At 72.0% G+C, this 21,790-nt stretch carries 15 protein-coding genes; 2 read left to right on the forward strand and 13 right to left on the reverse strand.

Translation table 11 applies throughout. The annotated features are described in order from the left end of the window. Positions 1 to 37: 37 nt before the first annotated feature. The 13 genes from ACZ31C_RS18215 to ACZ31C_RS18275 all read right to left on the reverse strand — a co-directional run bounded on the left by ACZ31C_RS18215 (position 38) and on the right by ACZ31C_RS18275 (position 16,942). The gene (locus ACZ31C_RS18215) at positions 38 to 685 is read right to left on the reverse strand and encodes a TetR/AcrR family transcriptional regulator (protein ID WP_465796279.1); all 648 of its coding nucleotides are present in this window, start codon (positions 683 to 685) and stop codon (positions 38 to 40) included. A 120-nt stretch (positions 686 to 805) separates the two neighbouring features. Beyond that, positions 806 to 2,077: an ABC transporter substrate-binding protein gene (locus ACZ31C_RS18220; protein ID WP_465796280.1), complete on the reverse strand. Its 1,272-nt coding sequence runs from the start codon at positions 2,075 to 2,077 to the stop codon at positions 806 to 808. Positions 2,078 to 2,091: 14 nt separating this feature from the next. Beyond that, positions 2,092 to 3,216, reverse strand: a complete 1,125-nt coding sequence (locus tag ACZ31C_RS18225; RefSeq protein ID WP_465796281.1) for a branched-chain amino acid ABC transporter permease — start codon at positions 3,214 to 3,216, stop codon at positions 2,092 to 2,094. Further along, complete coding sequence (locus tag ACZ31C_RS18230; protein ID WP_465796282.1) at positions 3,213 to 4,091, reverse strand: branched-chain amino acid ABC transporter permease; 879 nt, start codon at positions 4,089 to 4,091, stop codon at positions 3,213 to 3,215. The genes ACZ31C_RS18225 and ACZ31C_RS18230 overlap by 4 nt, the downstream gene beginning before the upstream one ends. A gap of 16 nt (positions 4,092 to 4,107) precedes the next feature. Further along, complete coding sequence (locus tag ACZ31C_RS18235) at positions 4,108 to 4,833, reverse strand: ABC transporter ATP-binding protein (RefSeq protein WP_465796283.1); 726 nt, start codon at positions 4,831 to 4,833, stop codon at positions 4,108 to 4,110. Continuing rightward, positions 4,830 to 5,657 (reverse strand): ABC transporter ATP-binding protein, encoded by an 828-nt coding sequence (locus ACZ31C_RS18240; protein WP_465796284.1) that lies wholly within the window; start codon positions 5,655 to 5,657, stop codon positions 4,830 to 4,832. Before ACZ31C_RS18240 ends, ACZ31C_RS18235 begins: the two co-directional genes overlap by 4 nt. Before the next feature lie 219 nt (positions 5,658 to 5,876). Further along, positions 5,877 to 6,776 (reverse strand): alpha/beta hydrolase family protein, encoded by a 900-nt coding sequence (locus ACZ31C_RS18245; protein ID WP_465796285.1) that lies wholly within the window; start codon positions 6,774 to 6,776, stop codon positions 5,877 to 5,879. Between the two features lie 133 nt (positions 6,777 to 6,909). Next, positions 6,910 to 9,021 carry a cellulose binding domain-containing protein gene (locus ACZ31C_RS18250; RefSeq protein ID WP_465796286.1) on the reverse strand — a complete coding sequence of 704 codons (2,112 nt, stop codon included), beginning with the start codon at positions 9,019 to 9,021 and terminating at the stop codon, positions 6,910 to 6,912. Between the two features lie 244 nt (positions 9,022 to 9,265). After that, complete coding sequence (locus ACZ31C_RS18255; RefSeq protein ID WP_465796287.1) at positions 9,266 to 10,894, reverse strand: acyl-CoA dehydrogenase family protein; 1,629 nt, start codon at positions 10,892 to 10,894, stop codon at positions 9,266 to 9,268. Positions 10,895 to 10,977: 83 nt separating this feature from the next. After that, complete coding sequence (locus ACZ31C_RS18260) at positions 10,978 to 12,228, reverse strand: MFS transporter (protein ID WP_465796288.1); 1,251 nt, start codon at positions 12,226 to 12,228, stop codon at positions 10,978 to 10,980. Positions 12,229 to 12,344: 116 nt separating this feature from the next. Continuing rightward, entirely contained in the window at positions 12,345 to 13,484 is a 1,140-nt protein-coding gene (locus ACZ31C_RS18265) for a glycoside hydrolase family 26 protein (RefSeq protein WP_465796289.1), read from the reverse strand. After that, positions 13,478 to 15,370 (reverse strand): glycosyltransferase family 2 protein, encoded by a 1,893-nt coding sequence (locus ACZ31C_RS18270; RefSeq protein WP_465796290.1) that lies wholly within the window; start codon positions 15,368 to 15,370, stop codon positions 13,478 to 13,480. Before ACZ31C_RS18270 ends, ACZ31C_RS18265 begins: the two co-directional genes overlap by 7 nt. Before the next feature lie 51 nt (positions 15,371 to 15,421). Next, positions 15,422 to 16,942: a glycosyltransferase family 39 protein gene (locus ACZ31C_RS18275; protein ID WP_465796291.1), complete on the reverse strand. Its 1,521-nt coding sequence runs from the start codon at positions 16,940 to 16,942 to the stop codon at positions 15,422 to 15,424. Positions 16,943 to 17,481: 539 nt separating this feature from the next. Between ACZ31C_RS18275 and ACZ31C_RS18280 the strand changes: the two genes are divergently transcribed. Both ACZ31C_RS18280 and ACZ31C_RS18285 read left to right on the forward strand, forming a co-directional pair. Beyond that, the gene (locus tag ACZ31C_RS18280) at positions 17,482 to 18,873 is read left to right on the forward strand and encodes a glycoside hydrolase family 43 protein (RefSeq protein ID WP_465796292.1); all 1,392 of its coding nucleotides are present in this window, start codon (positions 17,482 to 17,484) and stop codon (positions 18,871 to 18,873) included. A gap of 85 nt (positions 18,874 to 18,958) precedes the next feature. Further along, on the forward strand, positions 18,959 to 21,700 hold the full coding sequence (locus ACZ31C_RS18285) for a beta-L-arabinofuranosidase domain-containing protein (protein WP_465796293.1): 2,742 nt from the start codon (positions 18,959 to 18,961) through the stop codon (positions 21,698 to 21,700). The last annotated feature ends 90 nt before the right edge of the window (positions 21,701 to 21,790 follow it).

Below are 21,790 nucleotides of genomic sequence, written 5' to 3' on the forward strand. Positions count from 1 at the left end.
CGAGTCTCGCCCACGTCGGGCGGCTTGGAAAGGGGGATCAGGCTTCGGCGACCGTCCTGAACAGGGCCTCCACGGTGCGGGTCAACACGGCGCGGGCGGCGTCCACACCGAGACCGAGGCCGTCGCGCAGCGTCGACCAGGCCGGCCAGGTGCTCGCGGCCACCACTGCGTGGACCAGTTGGTCGCGACCGGCGCCGGCGCGCGCCAGCTCGGTGGCGAACAACTCCTCGACCTCGTCGCGTACCCGGGCCAGGTGCTTGAGCCGGTTGCGACGCAGTTGCGCGGAGAACGGCTCGCGCATCTGGGCCGCCCGCGCCGCCGGTGCGATGAGTTGCAGCAGCTTCGCCCGCTGCCGGCAGTACGCGTCCACCCGCTTGGCCAGCGGCAACGTCGGCGAGATCGGCCGCCAGGCGGCGTCCTGCTGGCGCAGCAGCTCCCGGCCGCTCGCCTCGAACAGGGTCTCCATGTCCTTGAAGTTGGTCCAGAGCGTCCGCAGCGAGATCCCGGCCCGCTCGGCGATGCGCTCACCGGTCGGGCGCAGGTCACCCTCGGAGATCAGGGCCAGGTGCGCCTCCACGATGGCCGCCCGGGTGCGCTCGGCCCGGGCGGTCCGCCCGTCGACGCGGCCTGTCGCCTCGGCCGCCGTCGGTGTCGCCGCCCGACCCGCTGCCTCGGCCCTGCCCATCCGCGCCCGCCTCCCCCACCGTCACGTTCCGTCGTGCGAGCCGAGTCTAGACGCGTGCGACGGCGGGGGTTTGCGCCCGATATGCCGTGCTGCGTATCCGGCGAGTCGGAGTACCGGCGGTCAGGTCGTCGGCACCCCGTCGGCCGGGGGTGTCACCGGCGGCGCGGTGTACTCCTCGACCGGCCCGTCCTCCTCGTCGGTCTGGTACGTGGGGCCGAAGTAGCGCTGCACTCCCCCGTCGACCCGGCTCAGCCGGCCGCCGCCGTACCCGGAGTGGTCGGTGGCGGAGAACCGCAGCGGCGCCACACCCGGGCCCTGGAAGCCACCCCGGGCGACGGCCGCCAGCAACCCGTCCCGGGTCAGCTCGGGCCCGGCGGCCAGCAACACCTGCACGAAGAGGTACCCGACGGCCATGCCGTAGACGACGTTGCCGTCGAGCTCCGCGCCGCCGTTGTATTCGGCGTTCACCCGGCTGAAGAGCTGGATCCACGGGTCGCCGGTGTCGGTGGGCATCGGCAGGTAGTTCAGCCCGATCATCCCCTCCAGCAGACCGGCGGCGTCGCCGAGCTGACGGGCCAGGGTCGGCTGGTCGGCGCCGACGTTCGAGACCAGCCACTGCGGGCGGAAGCCCAGCCGGGCGGCGGTGCCGACGGAGAGCGCGGTGAAGCCCGGCACGGTGGCCAGGATGACGACCTCGCAGCCGGCCGCCTTGAACGCACCGATCTGCGGCGCCACGTTGGTGTTGCTGGTGACGTACGTCTGCCGGGCCACGATCGCCTCGGCGCCCAGCACCTTTTCCACACCGACCAGGGCGTCCCGCCCGAAGTCGTCGTCCTGACCGAGGAAGCAGACCTTCCGGCCGGGCAGCGTGGTCCGCACGTGGTGGGCGAGGATCTTGCCCTCGACGGTGTAGTCCGGGTTGAAGCCGAAGGTGCCCGGGTAGCGGTCGGGCTGGTCCCAGTTGCGGCTGCCGGAGGCGACGAAGAGGTCGGGGACCCGGTTGGTGTGCAGGAAGTCGAGCACGCCGGTGTGGGTGGGCGTACCGAGACCGTTGAGGATCGCGAAGACCCGGTCCTGGAGCACCAGTTGCCGGACCACCTGTTGGGTGTTCGCCGGGTTGTACCCGTCGTCCACGAACCGGTAGGTGATCTTCCGGCCGTGCACGCCGCCGTTGGCGTTGACGTGGTCGAAGTACGCCTTCGTGGCCGGGGCGATCTTCGAGTAGCCGGCCGACGCCGGACCGGTCAGCGGCATGTGGGTGCCGACGACGATCTCCGTGTCGGTGACTCCGGGGACGGTGCCGGAGGAATCGTCGCCGCCGCAGGCCACGGAGCCGGCGAGCAGGACGAGCGCGGTGGCGGTCGCGAGACCGCGTCGTGTCGTGGAGCGCATGGGACACCGACCTTTCATCGGTCCGGTGGTGCGGGGTGGTGGGTGGGGTGTGCCGGCTGTCGTTTCCGCAGCGCCCGGCCCAGTCGGGACAGGGCGCCCTGCACGCCACCGGGCGCGGCGATCATGACGACGATCAACGTGCTGCCGAAGATCGCCAACGGCAGGTTGCCCTCCAGTCGTCGGGCGGTCGCCGGGGCGAGGGTGAGCAGGTCGGTCACCGAGTGCGCGAGGTCGGGCAGAGCGACCAGCGCGACGGCGCCCCAGACCGCGCCGGCCAGCCGGCCGAGGCCGCCGATGACCACCGCCATCAGCAGGAACAGCGACAGGGTCAGGCCGAACGCGCCGGGCGACACGCTCTGCGCCAGCACCGCCAGCAGGGCACCGCCGAGACCGGCGGCGGCGGCGCTGACCACGAACGCGACGACCTGGGTACGGGCCACGTGGATGCCGGCGAGGCGGGCGGCCACCTCGTCGTCGCGTACCGCCCGGAAGGCGCGGCCGTACCGACTGCGGACCAGGTTCGCCAGCAGCACCAGGCAGAGCAGGGCCGCCGTGGCGGCCGACCACAGTTGCCAGCGCTCGTACGGGAACGCGGTCCCCAGGGCGGCCGGTGCCGGGGCGGTCGGCACCGCCAGGCCCTGTTCACCGTTGAGGAGACCGTCGAAGGTGACCGCCGACGCCGGCACCACGACTGCGACGGCCAGGGTGAGCCCGGCCAGGTACGGGCCGCGCAGCCGGGCGGCGGCCACCCCGACGACCGCACCGACGACCACGGTGACCAGCACCGCCGCGCCCAACGACACCGGCAGCACCGCGCCGGAGGTGACGCCTCGGTCGGCGAAGGCGCGCTGGCACAGCGCGACGGTGTACGCGCCGGTGGCCATCAGCGCCCCGTGCCCGAGGGAGAGCTGCCCGCACAGTCCGGTCAGGACGGTCAGCCCGGCGGTCGCACAGACGTACGCGGCGACGGTGGCCAGTTGGAAGTTGCGGAACGGGTCGAGCTGGTAGCTGAGGACCAGCACCACCAGCGCGGCGACGAGTGCCACGGCGAGGTGTCGCAGCAGGGTCGGCACCGGCCGGACTCCGGCGCGCGTGTCGACGGCGGGGCGGGGCGGCGACGCCGCCCGGGTGGCGCTCACACCCGCCTCGCGTTCACCGGGGCGAACAGGCCACCGGGACGCAGCAGCAGCACCGCCAGCAGCAGGGCGAGCACCGCGAGGGGAATGAGGTCGCCGCCGGCGTACCCGCTGACGTAGGAGAGCAGCAGCCCCACGCCCAGACCGCCGACGACCGCGCCGGGTGGGCTGTCCAGCCCGCCGACCACCGCTGCGGTGAACGCGGTGACGAAGACCAGGTCCATGGCGTGCGGGTGCAGGCCCAGTTCGGTCGGCACCACCAGCATGCCGGCCAGGGCGCCGACGCCGGAGGCCAGCGCCCAACCGAGGGTCCGCATCCCGGCCACGTCGACCCCGAGCAGCCGGGAGACCTCGGGCGCGAACGCCGCCGCGCGCATCCGCAGGCCGACCGCCGTCCGGGTGAAGATCCAGACCAGGGCCGCGCCGACCACGCCGACGGTGGCGAGGACGAACAGGTCGTACGGCGAGAGCACGGCCAGGCCACCGGCGGTCAGCGCGGTACGGCTCAGCGGGGCCTGGACCGGCAGGTACTCGTTGCCGTGGACCATGCCGAGGACGGCCTGGATCAGCAGCACCAGCCCGAGCGCGACGATCACCGGGTTGAGTGGTGAGCGGTGGTCCACCAGCCGCATCACCGCCACGTCGACGAGTGCGCCGAGCAACAGACCGGCGACCAGCGCGGCGGCGAACCCCACCCAGTACGAGCCGGTGGCGGCGGTCACCGCGTACCCGGCGTACGCGGCGGCGACGGCCATCGCGCCCTGGGCGAAGTTGACGATGCGGGCGGCCCGCCAGATGAGCACCAGGGCGAGGGCGAACGCCGCGTACACCGCCCCTCGGGACAGCCCGTCGAGGGTGAGGAAGAGGAAGCGGTCCAACGATCCTCCTTCTGCGTCAGAACCCGAGGTAGGCGTGGCGCAGGTCGGCGTCGTCGCGGAGCCGGGCCGCCGGGGCGGCGAGCACCACCCGGCCGAGCGCCATCACGATGCCCTGGTCTGCGACGGCGAGCGCGCTGCGGACGTTCTGCTCGACCAGCAGCACGGTCAGCCCGGTGTCGTCGCGGAGCCGCCGCAGCAGCGCCATGGTCTGCGCCACGACCCGAGGTGCCAGGCCGAGCGACGGTTCGTCGAGCAGCAGCAGCCGGGGTCGGGCCACCAGGGCCCGCCCGAGCGCCAGCATCTGCCGTTCCCCGCCGGAGAGCTGGTGGCCGAGGTGGCGTCGGCGCCGGGCCAGCGGTGCGAAGAGGTGGTAGACCTCGTCGAGGGCGCGGGCGGCGTCCGCCCGGTCCGCCCGCCACAGCGCGCCCAGCCGCAGGTTCTCCTCCACCGTCAACTCGCCGATCACGCCACGCCCCTCCGGGACGTGCGCCAGGCCGCGCCGGACCAGGTGCTCGACCCGGACGCCACGCAGGTCCTCACCGGCGAAGCGGACCGTGCCGGCGGTGGGACGCAGCACACCGGAGAGGGCCCGCAGCAGGGTGGTCTTGCCGGCGCCGTTGGCGCCGAGCACGGCGGCGATGGTGCCGGTGGTCACCCGCAGGTCCACGCCGTGCAGCACCGGCACCGGGCCGTAGCCGACGGCCAGCGCCTCGACGCTGAGCAGAGCCGGCGGCGCGCTCACGACGCGGTCCCGCCGGGGTGCGCCGCGTCCTGCGGCACCGTCGCCGCGTCCTGCGGCACGGCCGCGCCGAGGTAGGCGTCCAGCACGGCCGGGTCCTCGCGGACCTGCTCCGGCGTTCCGGTCGCGACGACCCGGCCGAAGTCGAGCACCACGATCCGGTCGCAGACCGCCATCACCAGGTCCATGTGGTGTTCCACCAGAAGGACGGCACAGGGGTCGGCGGCCCGGTGCGGGAGCGCGCGGACCAGGTCCGCCAGGGCGGCCACGTCCTCGCCGCCGAGCCCTCCGGCGGGCTCGTCGAGCAGCAGCAGCCGGGGGCGGGCGGCCAGCGCCCGGGCCAGGCCGACGCGTTGGCGGATGGCGAGGGGCAGGGTGTCGGGTGCCGCCGAGGCGTACGCCGCGACGTCCAGCTCGGCCAGGACGGTCATCGCGTGCCGGCGCAGCCGACGCTCGTCGCGGTCGCTGCGGGGCAGCCCGAGCAGCGCCGGCAGCAGGCCGGTCCGGCTGAGGTGCGAGGCACCGGCCATCACGTTCTCCAGCACGCTGAGCCCGGCGAACAGCCCGGTGCCCTGGAGTGTCCGGGCGATGCCGAGCTGGTTGAGGCGGTGCGGTGCGGGCCGCAGCGACCGGCCGTCCAGGGTGAGCGTGCCCCGGTGCGGGGTGACGAAGCCGCAGACCACGTTGAACAGCGTGGTCTTCCCGGCGCCGTTGGGGCCGATCACGCCGACCACCTCGCCCGGGGACACCCGCAGTGAGACGTCGTCGAGCGCGGTGAGGCCGCCGAACCGCACGCCGACGTCGTGCAACGCGAGGCCGTCGGTCATCGACCCACCTCCTCGCGTCGGGCCAAACTAATTACACTCGGAGTGTACGTTTCTCCGTGATGGCGTCAAGCCCTCGCAGCCCGTGACGACGGTGCCGGGAAAGCCACCGAGCGGTGTCACCAGGCACGCCACCGATCGCCGTTCCATGCACTCCTCATGCACGGTGAGGCCGCCGGTCGGTGGACCGGCGGCCTGCGATCCGTGGTGGCGCGCGTCGGATCAGTGCGGGCAGGTGGTGCGGTACTCCTCGACGGCCAGGCCGCCCGGCCCCGGGCAGAGGAACTGCTCGTACCGGGTGTCGTCGTCGACGAACCGCTTGAGCCAGGCCACCGCCTGCTTGGCGGTCGGCGTGTTCACCGTGTTCGGGAAGAAGTGCCCCGCGTTGTTCAGCTCCAGGTACGCCTTCTCCGCCGAGGCCGGGATGCTGGTGTAGAACGGCTCGGAGTGCGTGGCGACCGGAGCGGTGCTGTCGCTCTCCCCGCCGATGATCAGCGTCGGCACCCGCAGGTTCGACCAATTCTTGGTCAGGTTCCACGGAGCCAGCGGCACGGCGGCCTGCAACGACGGTCGACTCGCGGCGGCCTCCAGGCTGCCGCCGCCGCCCATCGAGTGACCGGCCACCGCCAGCCGATCGGCGTCGATCCGGCCGCGCACCGAGCTGCGCTGGGTCAGGTAGTCCAACGCGGCCAGGAGCTGACGCCCCCGGCTGGCCGGCTGGTCCAGACGGGTGATGGTGTCGATGCCGATCACCACGAACCCGTGCGAGGCGATCCGGGGACCGAGCCAGCTCAGGCTCGACCAGGAGGCGGTGTAGCCGGGCGAGATGGCGACCGCGCCGAAGGTGCCCTCGCTGGTGCTGGTCGGGTAGTAGATGACGCCGCCGCCGAAGCCACTGACGCTCAACGAGGAGACGTTCGTCGAGGAGGTGGCGAATGGACCGCGACTCGCCTCCAGGATCGCGTCGGTCGGTGCCGGGCCGCGCTCGTACGGGCTGGCGGCCTGGGCGGGCGCGGCGGTGGCGACGAGGCCACCGGTGGCGGCCAGCACGGCGGCCGTCGCCAGCCGGGCCACCAGGGTCGCGGAACGGGAACGGGAACGGGTGGTGGTGGATGATCGCACGTCGGGCACTCCCTCGGTCCGGGCGGTATCGACTGCGATCAGTGTTCGAGATGTCCGGCCGGCAGCGCATCGGCAAAATCGCCAGTCACCGGGGTCGCCGGTGGACGGTCTCCACCGGCGACCCCGGCCCGGTTCACCGCACCGTGCAGAGCGTGCCGTTGAGCCGGAAGGCGGTCGGCGTCACGTTCGGGCCGCTGTACGCCCCGACGAACCCGGCGGTGACCGTGCCCCCGGCCGGAATCCGGCGGTTGTCGTCGGTGCCGGTCACCCGGACGGAGGTGCCGACCTGTTCCCAGGTGGCGTTCCAGCCGCTGCTCACCTGCTGCCAGCTCGTCGGCCAGGTCCAGGTCAACGTCCAGCCGTCGACCGCGCCCGCCCCGGTGTTCGCCACCTCGACATCGGCCACGTAACCGTTGCCCCAGTCCGTGGTGCTGGCGAACCGGACGGCGCAGTTGCTGGTCGCCGGGCTCCCGGTGGTGAAGGTGAGCGGCGGGGACGCCCAGGAGACCCGGCCCGCGGTGTCGCGGGTCAGCACGTTGACCGTGTACCGGGCGCCGGGGACGAGGTTGTCCACGGTGAGACTGGTGCCCGAGGTCTCCCCGAGCTGTTCGCTGACCGCACCGTGCTGCCGGTACACCTCGTACTTGGCGATCGGGGCGGCGCCCCGGGTGGCCGCCGGCCAGGAGATGGTCGCGCTGCGGTGGGTGACGCCGTCGACCGTGGGTCGGCCGGGTGCGCCCGGCTGACCGCCCGGCGCGGCGGCCGGACGCACCACGAGCGTGGTCAGCGAGTACGGCGGCAGGATCCGGCTGGTCGCGCTGCCGGTCTGCGCGGTGGCGACGGCGGTGGCGCCGTTGGTGTGGGTGTGCACCGTGGGCGCGGCGGCCGACGGGGCGAACCCGGCGTAGTCGATGTCGACCTCCCGCGCGTTGTCCGGGTCCTTGTTGATCAGCAGCACCGCGACCTCCCCGTTGGCCCGGCGTACCGCGTGCGCGGCGACCAGCGGGTCACTGGTGCCGGCCCGGACGAACTGGTCGCCGGTGCGCGCGAACCGGCTCATCATGGTCAGCCCGTGGTACGACGCGAACGGCGTGTTCAGCGGCGGCTCGCAGACCGACCCGTCCGAGGTGCAGGTGCCGCTGGAGAGCATCCCGAAGTCGCCGTAGTCGGTCTGCCCCGCCACGGTCGTCACCTTGCCGATGCCGTTGCGGACGTTCCACCACTGCACGGTGAAGACCCCGTTGGCCAGCAACCCGCTGTAGGCGTCGGCCAGGAACAAGGCGGCCGGTTGGCTGGTCATCCCCTCGGCGGTCACGTTCACCTCGGTGAGACTGATGCCGATGCGGTCCGCGTCCGGTCCGGCGTACCGGCTGATCTGCTGCCGGAGCAGGTGCACCGCGTCGGTGATGTGGCTGGTCCGGGGCAGCGACTCGGCCGGGCTGCCGCCCGGGTACCAGTGCACGTCGACAAAGTCGATCTTCGGTCCGGCGATCGACAGCACGGTCTGGTTCCAGGGGCCCGGGTCCGCGCCGGCGGTCAGCCCGTCGGGCCAGTTCGCCGGCATGGTCAGCACCGCGCCGACCTTGATGTCCGGGTCGACGGCCTTCATCGCGTCGGCGTACTCGACCACCAGGTTCGCGTAGTAGGTGGCGCTCTTGTCCGGGTGCTCGTCGGCCTCCCAGGCAGAGCCGTAGTGACCGTTGCCGTAGTTCTCGTTGCCGACCGCCCAGTAGCGGGCGCCGTACCCCTTGGTCACGTTGGCGTAGCGCACCCAGTCGGCCGCCTCCTGCGGTGTGCCGGTGCCGTAGTTCGCAATGATCATCGGCTGGGCGCCGGCCCGGCGTACCCCGGCCATGAAGGTGTCGAAGTCGGTGTTCGGCGCGACGTACCCGCCCGGTGCGGTGTGGTCGCGCCAGTGGTAGATGTCGGCGTACGAACCGCCGGGGTACCGCATCATCTGCACGCCGGCTGCGCGCAGCAGGTCCGAGGTTTCGGTGGTGCCCAACTGCGAGTCCCAGATGGCGTGGTTCACGCCGAGGGCGGTGTCCGGCACGGCGGCCAGCCCGGCCCGCGCGTTCACCGTCACCGCCACCGGTGCCGTCGCCGCGCCGACGCTGGGCGGCGCGACACCGAGCAGCGCGCCGGTGGCGAGCAGCAGGCTCGCCGCCAGGGCCGCCCGGCCGCGCCGGGAGAGTCGCAACGGCGGGTTCAGAGGTCGAACACCGTGCCTGTTCGAGATGGTCATGGTCGTCCTTCGTGTGTTCACGGCGGCGACCCGCCCGGCCCGGCGTCCGAGGCAGGCAGCCTCGGACGCGGGCGGACGCCACGACAACAGCTCGTCCGCCGCCTCCCGGGAGGCCGTGGCGGCTCCGGGTGCCCCTGAGGCGACGGTCAGCGCGCTCACGCGACCGGCATCGACGCATCAGAATCCCACACGCTCCGACGTGGACTCAACGACGCGCCGGACCGATCCGGTGGCAAGCCAGCGGTCAGGCCACCTCGGGGGTGGCCCGGTCGATGATCGCGGCGAAGTCGACGCCGGCCGGCAGGGTGCCGTACGCGTGCCCCCGGTCGACGCCGAGGCGGGAGGCGCAGAAGGCGTCGGCGACGGCCGGATGACCGTGGCGCACCAGCAGCGCGCCCTGCAACACCAGGGCCAACTGCTCGACCACCCGACGGGCCCGCACCTCCAGGTCCACCGGGTCGTCCAAAGCGACCTGGAGCTGGTGCACCGCGGCGTCGAGTCGGGAGTCCACACCGGCGGCCATGCCCACCTCGGCCTCGAACGCCGCCCGCACCTCGGGCTGCCCAGCCAGCGCCCGCAGCACGTCCAGCGCGGCGACATTGCCGGACCCCTCCCAGATCGAGTTCAGCGGCGACTCGCGGAACAGCCGGGGCATCCCGGACTCCTCGACGTACCCGTTGCCGCCCAGGCACTCCAGCGCCTCGGCGGCGTGCCCCGGCCACCGCTTGCAGACCCAGTACTTGCCGACGGCCAGGGCGATCCGCTTGAATGCGGTCTCCACCGCGTCACCCCGCACCGAGCGGTCCGTCGCCCCGGCGAGGCGCATCATCAGCACGGTCGCCGCCTCGGACTCCACCGCGAGGTCGGCCAGGACGTTACGCATCAGCGGCTGGTCGGCCAGGTACCGGCCGAAGACCTGCCGGTGCGCGGCATGGTGCGCGGCGGTGATCACGCCCTGCCGCATCCCGGCCGCCGCGCCGATCACGCAGTCCAGCCGGGTCAGGTTGACCATGTCGATGATGGTGCGGACGCCCCGCCCCTCGTCGCCGACCCGCCAGGCGACCGCCTCGTCGTACTCGACCTCGGCGGAGGCGTTGGACCGGTTGCCGAGCTTGTCCTTGAGGCGCATCAGCCGCATCGGGTTGCCCTCGCCGTCGGGCAGCACCCGGGGCACCAGGAAGCAGGTCAGCCCATCCGGCGCCTGGGCCAGGGTGAGGAACAGGTCGCTCATCGGCGCCGAGGTGAACCACTTGTGCCCGACCAGCCGATAGCTGCCGTCGGCCTGCGGGCGCGCGGCGGTGGTGTTCGCGCGCACGTCGGAACCGCCCTGCTTCTCCGTCATCGACATGCCCGCCAGCAGTCCCCGCTTGCCCAGCGGCTCGCGCAGCCCGAAGTCGTACACCCGGGCGGTGAGCAGCGGCTCGTAGCGGTCGGCCAGCTCCGGCGCGTGCCGCAGTGCCGGCACCACGGCATAGGTCATCGAGATCGGGCACCCGTGACCGGCGTCCGGTCGCCAGGTGTAGAACTTCGCCGCCCGCGCGACGTGTGCGCCGACCCGTGGGTCGGCCCAGGGCGCGGCGTGCAGCCCGTGGCCGACGGCGGTCCGCATCAGCTCGTGCCAGGACGGGTGGAACTCCACCTCGTCGACCCGACGGCCGTAGCGGTCGTGGGTACGCAGCGTCGGCGGGTGTTCGTTGGCCAGCCGGCCGTGTTCGGCGGCGGCCTCTCCGCCCGCCAATCGGCCGAGTTCACGCAGGTCGGCCGTTGCCCACTCGGCGCCCTCGCGGGCCAGCCCGGCCAGCAGCGCCGGGTCGTCGGCGACGTCGTGGCCGACCAACGGCGGAACCTGGTTGAACACCTCGTGCGTGGCCACGTGCGGGACTCCCCTCGGCGGTGCGGGCGCGAACCATCATCCAGTCTCCACCGGCGCGGGCCGGTAACCCCGAACGTGGCCGGTCAACGCCGCAGGGACGGTGAGGTCAGTGCCACCAGCCCGGCCACCGCCAGCACCCCGGCGCAGCCGTGCAGCACCGTCGAGACCCGCGCGGCCTCGGCGAGCGAGCCGAGCAGGTTGGTGGTCAGCAGCAGTGGAAGGCTCTGCACGAGCACCAGCACGGACTGCACCCGGGCCAGGTGCGTGACCGGGGCGGCGGCCAGGATCAGCGGGCCGATGTGGGTGCCGAAGAGTCCGGACCCCGCGCCGACCGCCACCCCGGCCGCCACCGCCGACTCCGGCGAGCCGCCCGCCGCCAGCGCGGCCACTCCGGCGGCGGCCACCAGCAGTCCGGTGGCGGCCGCCCGGCCGGCGCGGGGCAGCGCGCCACGGGCCAGCACCGTCACCGCGGCGGTGGCCGTACCCAGCGCCACCGCCGCGACGACGGCACCGGTGACCTGCGGCGACCACACCCGCTCCCGGGCCAGCAGCGGCACGAGCAGCGAGGAGACCGGCAGCAGGAACCCGGCGGCGACACCGGTGAGCAGCAACGCGGGACGCAGGGCACCGCGCGACGAGACGACCCGTACTCCGTCCAGACAGGCCCGCCACAGCGACGGCGCCGGGTCCGTGGGCGGCTCCGGGTCCGCACGGGCTCGTAGGTCCGCCGCTCGCGGCTGCGCCGACCGACCTGCCTGCGACCGCAGGGCCAGCAGGACCGACAGCATCACCAGGCAGGTCACGGCGTTGGTCAGGGCCGCGCCGGCCAACCCGGCCCCGGCCAGCAGGAGACCGCCCAGCGACGGCCCGGCGAGCAGAGCGAGTTGGCCGGCGAGTTGGCGGGCCGACATCGCGCGAGCCAGCGCGTCCGGCGGCACGAGACGACGGGGCATCGAGCCCGTGCTGGGCAGATAGAAGGCGTCCACGACCCCGATGGCCACGGCGGCGAGCAGCAGCGGCAGCCGTGGGTCGGTCGAGGACCACGCGGCGGCGGCCAGCGCCAGCGTCACCGCGACCATCACCGCGTCCGACACGACCATGACGCGCCAGGCGCCGACCCGGTCGGCCACCGCGCCACCCACCAGCAGCAACAGCGCGCGGGGCAGGTTGATCGCGGTCAGCACCACCGCGGCGAAGCGGCCCCCGTGCCCGGCCGCCACCCAGGTCATCGCGAAGGCCATGGCCTGTACGCCGACCAGACTCAACGCGGTCCCGCCGAGCCACGCCCAGTACGCGCCGGGCACCGCCGACCGGACACCGATCGCCGCAACCACCACAGTCCTCCCCGTCCACCGCCGACGCGCCAGGCCGGCACCGCTGGTCGCGGTACCGGCCGGTGTCCCGGTGAGGCACTGTGCGGCCTCGACCCGGTGGAGGGTCAAGCCGCGCGCTAGTCCTCCAGTTCGGTGCGCGGGATCAGGTCGGGCGACCAGGTGAAGCGGTAGCGTTGGTCGGCCACCCCCTCGGCGAAGGCCTTGGTCACCGCCGGGGAACTGACGATCCGCCAGTCCCGTTCCTTGTTCACCTCGAACCAGATCAGCCCGATGATGTCCGCGTGACGCGGCAGCGACCGGAACGTCTCGGTAATCCACTCGGCCTTGCGTCCCACCATGTCGGAGGCAGCGGTCTCGGTGATGACCAACGGCTTGCCGGTGAAGGTACGGATCTCCTTGATGGTCTCGGCGAAGATCGCGTCGAAGGTGCGGTACTTCGAGAAGGCGCCCATCCCGTAGTAGCCCGACAGCCCCACCCAGTCGACGTAGTCGTCGCCCGGGTAGAGGTCGGCGAGGTCCGGCGTCGAGTTGCTCCACCTGGCGTTCGGGCTCCACACCCAGATCACGTTCGTGGCACCGGCGGCCTCGAAGAGGTCGTGCACGTGGCGCCAGGCCTCGACGTAGTCGCCCGGCTGGTTGCCGTTGGCCATCTCGCACCACGGGTACCAGTTGCCGTTCATCTCGTGCGCGAACCGGATCGCCACCGGATGCCCGAGCGCCTTGATCCCCTCGGCCCAGGACCGCAGGTACCGGTCGAAGTCGCCGCGGGTGATGTGGGACAACCGGTAGTCGGGCTGGTTCGAGCGGAGCTTGTCGATCTTGTGGCGCTCGGTCCCCTTCTCGCGGGCCTCCTCGTCCAACCGGTAGTCCCACGGTTCCCACGCCAGCATCGGCAGCATGCCGCGGTCGCTGATGCCCTCGAAGAGCGCCGGGTCGAAGGTGTCGGTCGCCCAACCCGAGCCGAAGAGCATGACCTGCGGCTGGTGACGCGCCGCCGCGGTGAAGGCGTCCACCGGCGTGAAGTCGTACGGCCCCTCCTTGGTCGCGACACCGACGAACGTCTTCCCGGCCGGCGGGAAGACCGCCGCCGGTGGCGACACAGCGGGCGACGGAGCGGCGGTCGCCTCGGCGACCAGGGCCCGGGACGGGTCGGGTCGCTTCCCCGCACCGTTCATCGGCGCGATCGCGAAGGCGTAGGCCAGCAGGAGCGCACTCAGCAGCGCCACCGTCACCCGTGGCACGGTCAGCCTCACCATGGTGTCCCCGGTTCCACCGCAACCCGGGCCTTCCCCCGGGCGCGCTCCGCCTGCACGGTGCCGGACTCAGCGGGTACGGCCGGCTCGGTCCGGGCCGTCAGGCTCGACCCGAGTGCGATCAGCGGCGGGCCCAGACCGGTCAGGATGGTCAGGATCGGCCACACCCGGAGCAACGTGAAGTCGTTGTCCAGCGCGAAACTGGCGGCGAGCAGGCCGGCGGCGGCTGCCGCCCAGCACAGGTGCAGGCGAAAGGTGCCCAGCGACTCGGTGGTGCGCAACCGGCCCTTCGCGGTCACCACGAAGCCGAGCTTTCGGCGCAGCAGCGCACCGAAGCCGGCGGCGACGTAGATCGGACCCGCGAAGAGCGCCAGCGCCATGCCCACCAGGCCGATCTCCTCCCGCTCGTGCGGCGCGATGTTGAATCGGCGCAGCCAGAGCCAGAGCAGAAACCAGGTGCCGATGGTCGAGCCCCAGAGCACCGACCACACGGCGACGTCGAGTCGGGCCGCGCTGACCCCGGTGAGCAGGTACATGGCCGTCGCGAGGTTGCCCAGCAACAGGCTGACCGCCACGCTCGGGTAGTAGAACTGGAGCAGCCGGTACTGCCAGCGCCGGCGGGAGCGCAGTTCGCGCGGCGCGCGCAGCTCGGGACGGACCAGGATCTCGCAGATGCCGGCCGCCCAGCGCTTCTGCTGGTTGAAGTAGTCGGCCCAGGACGTCGGACCCTCCCCGATCGCGACCACGTCCGGGGTGTAGACGCCCTTCCACTGGTTCCCCGTCTGCGGATTCCTCGCGGCGTGGATCCGGATGCTGGTCAGGTGGTCCTCGATGATCGAGTCCTGGTAGCCGCCGACGCTGCGCCAGGCCGCCGGACGGTACAGGTGACCGGTGCCGGTGAGCAGCGGCGCGTCCAGCCCGTTGCCGCCGCGGGCGATGAGCCCGTTGTACAGGTACTGCTGCACCGAAGCGCCGTGGGCGACCAGGTTCTGGTGCATGTTGCCGTAGACCTGCGGCGTCACCACGAAGGCCACGTCCGGGTCGCGGAAGTAGCCGAGCGTACGTTCCAGGAAGTTCGTCATCGGGACGTGGTCCGGGTCGACGCTGGCGACCACGTCGTACCGGTGCTCGTGCTCGGCCCGCCAGGCGTTGTGGTTGCCGGACTTCGTCCGGGCCCGGAACTCTCCGCTGGGCTGGTTGTACTCCGGCCGTCCGGATCGGCTGAAGTGGCGTACCCCGAGTCGCGCCGCCATCTCCTTCACCGCCGGGTCGTCGCCCTCGTCGAGGATCCAGACGTCGACCCGTCCGCAGTACACGATCTGCCGCATCCGACGCAGGGTCCGCTCGGCGACGTCGAGCGGCTCCTTGCTGGGCACGATCGTGGTGAGCAGCGCGACCCGCAGGCCGACCGGCGGGTCGACCGGGACCGGGTCCCGGGCGTGGTAGGCGAAGACCCAGACGACCATGTTCTGCGCGAGGCGGATCAGCTCGACGCCGACCACCACGCAGAAGCCGAGCCGGGCAGCGGTGGTCTGCCAGCTGCCGAGCCCGGTCACGTCGGACCCCGGCACATGTCCGGGGAGCAGCAGCCAGCCGACGAGCAGCAGGCCGGCCGCGCTGTTGAGCAGCACCAGCAGCGTCAGCATCAACCGCGCGGCGGGCGAGAGTACGTGCCGGAACTCGACGGCCGCCTGCGGATCCCGGGGCGTGACCAGCGGTCCGGCGACCGCCCCGCATCTCGCGTAGGCCAGCCGGGCCCGGATGTTGAGCTGGCGACGGTCCGGACGTCGGGCGGGTGGCGGTCGGTCCGGAGCGACCTCCGGGGATCCACCTCCGGGGCTCGCTTTCGGTGTGGTTCGAGACAGGCGTGTGTCGACGACGACGCCCACGTTGCCTCCCAAGGCTCCGGCCACCGAGGCGGCCACGAAGAACACGAAGAGTTACAGTTGGTCCCGCTCGCTCACCAGCAGCGCCAACGTGAGGCCGGTGGGTCGCCAGACCTGCGCCACCTGATACCGGGTGCGTAGCAGTTGTTCCTTGGCACCGCCGAGGGCGTGCACCGGGTCGGTCCGCTCGCCGAGTCGGACCACCCACAGTCGCCGGGTACCGGTCAGGCATCCGGCCACGTCGGCACATTCGGCGACCGGAAGCCGGCCTCGGAGGTGTCGTGGACCGGCGGCGAGGACGTCCTGCGGCCGACGGTCGGCCGGCAGGTAGTGCGCCACCACGTGCCGGCCGACCCAACCGCCCTCCGGGTCGGCGGACTCGTAGACCACCCCGTCGCCCGGTTGCAGTCGTCCGTCGATGATCTCCGCGAGCTGCCGGGTGGCCTGCTCGTGTCCGTCGGGCTCGCGCCCCGCGACCTGGATCGGCGCGCCGATCACGGCGATCGCCGCCACCACCCCCGCGGCCCACCGCAGGCGCACCCTGGCGAGGGCCGCCGCACCGAGCGTGGCCCACGCGGGCAGCGTGAAGAGCATGAACTGCGGCAGCCAGACCGGTGCCACCTGCGCGACGATCAGCAAGCCGAGCGGCGGCACCACCGCCCAGGTGGTGTAGATGGCGGCGGGATAGCGCATCGGCAGGCTGAACAGCGCCAGCGCGAGCAGCACCATCCCCAGCGCGGTGACACCGAACAGTTCCCTGGGGGTCGCGGCAAGCGCGTCCAGGCTCGGGCTCGACAACCTCGGCAGCCGGCCGCCCTGCACGATCGCGTGCCACAGCAGGCCGGCGGCGGGCAGCACGCCGACGCCCGCCGCGACGAGCCATCGGCCGGTCACGGCACGCCGGAAGGCGAACACCGTCCAGCCGTGACCGACGAGCAGCAGGAGCGCGATCACGTTGCACAGACCCAGCACCACCACCGAACCGGCGTAGAGCGCGAGACGTCCGAACCTTGGCCGGTCGACGGCCGACTGGAGCATCCAGGAGGCGAGCACCGCGGCGAGCAGGGTCAACGCGTACGGCTGGGCCTCCTGCGCGTACCGGGCCGAGGTCGGCAGCAGGGCAAAGACGACGCCCGCCAGCACGCCGGTGCCCGGCGTGAACAGCCGGGACGCCATCGCACCGACGAGCGCCGCCGCCCCGGTCATGGCCAGGATCGAGGGTCCGCGCAGCGCGAGGTCGGAGGTGCCGAAGACCTCCGACCAGCCCCGCACCAGGAGGTGGTACGGCACCACGGTGACGTCGACCGAGCGGAGCAGGGACCAGGTGTCCCGCCAGGACGACGCGGCGCTGCCCCAGGTGGCGAGTTCTTCCAGGCGCAGGCCGGGTGCGCCGGCCCGCACGGTGCCGAGCGCGCCCATCAGCAGCGCCGGCAGCAGCCATGCGGCAACCCGCCACCAGCGGGTGTCGGTCACCGGCCGGACCGGGCCGCCGTCCCGGCCCTCCCCCCAGGGGTCCTCGTCGCTGGCCTCCGGCGACGCGAGCCGGGGCAGGACGATGGTGTCGGCGTCCCTCATCGTGCCCTCACACATCTGGCATGGGTTCCGTCGTCCAGGAGCGTATTGAGCGGATTTCACCACGAGGTCTATATGCCGCAAACACCGCCAAACCGGTATCAGGATCCCAAAGAACGCAATCAGCCCAGGCGGCCGGTCGGCACCGCCGGTAGGATGCCGCCTCGCGCGGCTGTCGCACCAGACCCGGACGGCGGACGAATGCGAGGCTTCGACGCCCGCCGATCCGAGTCTTGCGCGCCCGTTAACCGCATCGTATTGTTAGCGATAACATCGACATCGGCGCATAACACAGTCGAAACCTCAGGCCCGTGGAGACGGGCGAGGGCCGCCCATCGCCGCAGGCAGCACACGATGCACCGCCCGTGTGACGAGGGCCCACCACGGCTCCGCCCACTCCCGCGCGCGCCGAGGTCTCGACGCCTCGACCTCCCGCGGCGACGCGGTCTGAACGCACGCCACCGCCTGGGCTCAAGGGCCGCCCCCAGTCCTTGACGTGCCGGAGTCACGTCCCCGTCCCCACCCCGAGAAAGGTCAGCACGATGGCTCTGACTCGACGAGCATTCACGCTGGGCGCGATCGCCACCGCCGGTCTCACCGCCTCCGGCCTGGCGATCAATCCGCATGCCGCATCGGCAGCCACCTACACCGCATACCTGAAGACGTACTTCACCGAGTCACCGAACCAGTCGGCGGCCGACTACGGCCTGCACCTCGCGGTCAGCCGGGACGGCCTGAACTGGTCACCGCTCAACCAGAACAACCCGGTCGTCACCCCGACCGCCGGTGACCTGGGACTGCGCGACCCGTTCATCTTCCGCAAGCAGGACGGCACCTTCGTGGTCGTCGCCACCGACCTGTTCGGGCTCAACTTCGGCCGCAACAGCCAGTACCTGCACGTGTGGGACTCGACCAACCTGACCAGCTTCACCGGGTACCGACGGATCCAGATGCACACCTACGCCAACGTGCACACCTGGGCACCGACGGTGTTCTGGGACGCCGGACGCGGCCAGTACGCCATCGTCTACTCGGCCAACACCACCACGGACCTGTTCCTGGTGAACTACACCAGCGACTTCCGCACCGTCAGCGCGCCGCAGACCTACTTCAGCCCCGGCTTCCCGGTGCTCGACGCCGACATCCACGTCGACGGTGGTGTGACGTACATGTACTACAAGAACCTGTCCAACGGGAACCTGTACGGCGCCCGGTCGAACACCGGCGCCCCGAACAGCTTCACCACCTACACCAGCGGACTGCGGCAGGGCAACGCGATCGAGGGCGCCCACCTGCTCAAGCGCAATGACGGGTCGGGCTGGTGGCTCTGGGGCGACTCGTTCAGCCCGATCAACAACGACTTCTACCTCTGGGGCACGAGCAACATCGGCGCCAACTCGTGGTCGGTGCTCAACCAGCGCGACTACACGCCGCCGCTGAACTCCAAGCACGGCTCGATCGTCGGCATCACCGAGGCCGAGTACAACGGCGCGGTCAGCCGTTGGGGCCTGCCGAACTGGGTCCGGTTGAAGTCCTGGAACCTGCCCGACTACTTCGTGCGGCACTCCAACCGGGCGATCCGCATCGACCCGTACCCGTTCGATCCGCACCGCGACCAGATGTGGCGGATGGTGCCCGGCCTCGCCGACTCGGCCGGGGTGTCCTTCGAGTCGATCAACGTGCCCGGCAGCTTCCTGCGGCACAGCGGGTACGTGGCCCGCCTCGACCCCAACGACAACAGCGCGACCTTCCGCGCCGACGCCACGTTCTACCGCACCGCCGGGCTGGCCGACGGCGCCTGGTCGTCGTTCCGCTCGTACAACTTCCCCACGTACTACCTGCGCCACGCCGGATACGTGCTGCGCATCGACCCGCTCAGTTCGTCCTCCAGCGTCGCCGACCGTCAGGACGCCACCTTCCGGGTCACCTCGTAATGCCGTACCCACGGTGGCCGGGCCGTCGCCCCGGCCCGGCCACCGTCCGCCCGAGTCGCTCCCGTCCCCGCACCCGGAGGCCGTGATGCCCCAACCGTCCCTCAATCGTCGCCACCTTCTCCAGGCCGCCGGAGTGGCGGCCGTCGCCGGCACGATCGGCCCCGTGCTGCGCGGCCAGGCCGCCGGTGCGGCGATCCCACCGGCCCGGCCCGACATCGGCGTCTCCGCGTACGCCTTCGACGCGGGCCAGGTGCGGCTGACCGCCAGCCGCTGGCTGGACAACCAGAACCGGACGCTGAACTACCTGCGCTTCGTGGACGTGAACCGGCTGCTCTACAACTTCCGCGCCAACCACCGCCTCTCCACCGGCGGCGCGGCGGCGCTCGGCGGTTGGGAGGCGCCCACCTTCCCGTTCCGGACCCACTCCCAGGGGCACTTCCTGACCGCCTGGGCGCAAATGTGGGCCGTCCTGGGCGACACCACATGCCGCGACAAGGCCAACCTGATGGTGGCCGAGCTGGCCAAGTGCCAGGCCAACAACGCGGCGGCCGGGTTCAACACCGGATACCTCTGCGGCTATCCCGAGTCCGACTTCACCGCCGTGGAGAACCGCACGCTCAGCAACGGCAACGTGCCGTACTACACCATCCACAAGACCATGGCCGGGCTGCTCGACGTGTGGCGGCACATCGGCAACACCCAGGCCCGCGACGTGCTGCTGGCGCTCGCCGGCTGGGTCGATTGGCGCACCGGACGGCTCAGCTCCACCCAGATGCAGGCCATGCTGGGCACCGAGTTCGGTGGCATGAACGCGGTGCTGACCGACCTGTATCAGCAGACCGGTGACGGGCGCTGGTTGACCGCCGCCCAGCGCTTCGACCACGCCGCCGTGTTCAACCCCCTCGCCGCCAACTCCGACCAGCTCAACGGGCTGCACGCCAACACGCAGATCCCGAAGTGGATCGGCGCGGCCCGCGAGTTCAAGGCCACCGGCACCACCCGCTACCGCGACATCGCCAACAACGCCTGGAACCTCACCGTCAACACGCGCACGTACGCGATCGGCGGCAACAGCCAGGCCGAGCACTTCCGCGCGCCGAACGCCATCGCCGGGTACCTGCGCAACGACACCTGCGAGCACTGCAACACGTACAACATGCTCAAGCTGACCCGGGAGCTGTGGCTGCTCGACCCGAGCCGCGTCGCGTACTTCGACTTCTACGAGCGGGCCCTGCTCAACCACCTGATCGGCGCGCAGAACCCGGGCGACAACCACGGTCACGTCACCTACTTCACGCCGCTGCAACCGGGTGGCCGCCGGGGGGTCGGCCCGGCGTGGGGCGGCGGCACCTGGAGCACCGACTACAACTCCTTCTGGTGCTGCCAGGGCACCGGCCTGGAGAGCAACACCACGCTGATGGACGCGATCTACTTCCACAACGGCAGCACCCTGACGGTGAACCTGTTCATGCCGTCGGTGTTGAACTGGTCGCAGCGCGGCATCACGGTCACCCAGTCCACCAGCTTCCCGGCCGGCGACACCACCGCGCTGACCGTGACCGGCAGCGTCGGCGGGTCGTGGACGATGCGGATCCGCATCCCGGCGTGGACGCAGGGCGCCACGGTCAGCGTCAACGGCACGGCACAGAACATCGCCACCACGCCCGGCACGTACGCCGCCCTCACCCGCAACTGGACCTCGGGTGACACGGTGACCGTACGCCTGCCGATGCGGGTGGTTCTGGAGCCGACCAACGACAACCCGACCGTCTCGGCGCTGCGGTACGGCCCGGCGGTGCTCTCCGGCAACTACGGCAACACCGCGCTGTCGGCGCTGCCCGCCCTGGTGGCCGGCTCGGTGACCCGGACCAGCAGCACCGCGCTCACCTTCACCGCGACCGCCAACGGGTCCACCGTCAACCTGATCCCGTTCTATGACGCGCACGGCCACAACTACACCGTCTACTGGAGCACCGGCGGCTCGGGCGGCACCGGCGATGCGACGTTCCGGCTGGTCAACGCCGCCAGCGGACTGGTGCTCGGGGTCGAGAACATGTCCACCGCCGACGGCGCTCCCGCCCTGCAGTGGGGCGACACCGGCACCGCCGACCACAACTGGCAGCTCGTGGTCGACGGCGCGACGGTGCGGTTCCGCAACGCCAACAGCGGCAAGGTGCTCGGTGTGCAGGACATGTCGACCGCCGACAACGCCCAGGTCCTGCAGTGGGGCGACACCGGCACGGCCGACCACCGGTGGACGGTGGTGGACTCAGGCGACGGGTCCCACAAGATCCGAAACGGACACACCGGCAAGCTGCTGGCCGTCCTGGGCGGTTCGACCGCCCAGGGCGCGCGGGTGGTGCAGGACCCGGACAACGGCACGCCGGACAACCTGTGGCGGTTCCTGCCCAACGGCGCGCGGCGGGTCCAGAACCTGGCCAGCGGTCTGGTGCTGGGCGTGCAGAACATGTCCACCGCCGACGGTGGCCTGGTGATCCAGTGGGGCGACACCGGCACCGCCGACCATCTCTGGACCGCGCTCGTGGACAGCAACGGCTACCTGCGGTTCCGCAACTTGCACAGCGGCAAGGTGCTGGGCCTGGAGAACAGCGGCACCGGCACCGGCACGCGGGTGGTGCAGTGGGCCGACAACGGCACGGCGGCCAACCGCTGGCGACTGCGGTACGGCTCGGGCGGCGCCTTCCGGATCCAGTCCGGCAACGGCGGACGTGTCCTCGGCGTCAGCGGTTCCTCGTCCGCCCAGGGGGCGCAGATCGTGCTCGCCGACGACAACGGCGGCAACGCCAATCTCTGGCGGTTCGTCTAGTCAGAAACAGTGTGGAGTGTGGAGTGTCGAGGGCGGGGTCGGCCCCGCCCTCGACACTCTGGGGCGGCCCGACTCGTGGGAGCGCACCCA

Source organism: Micromonospora sp. NPDC023869 (assembly GCF_055559695.1).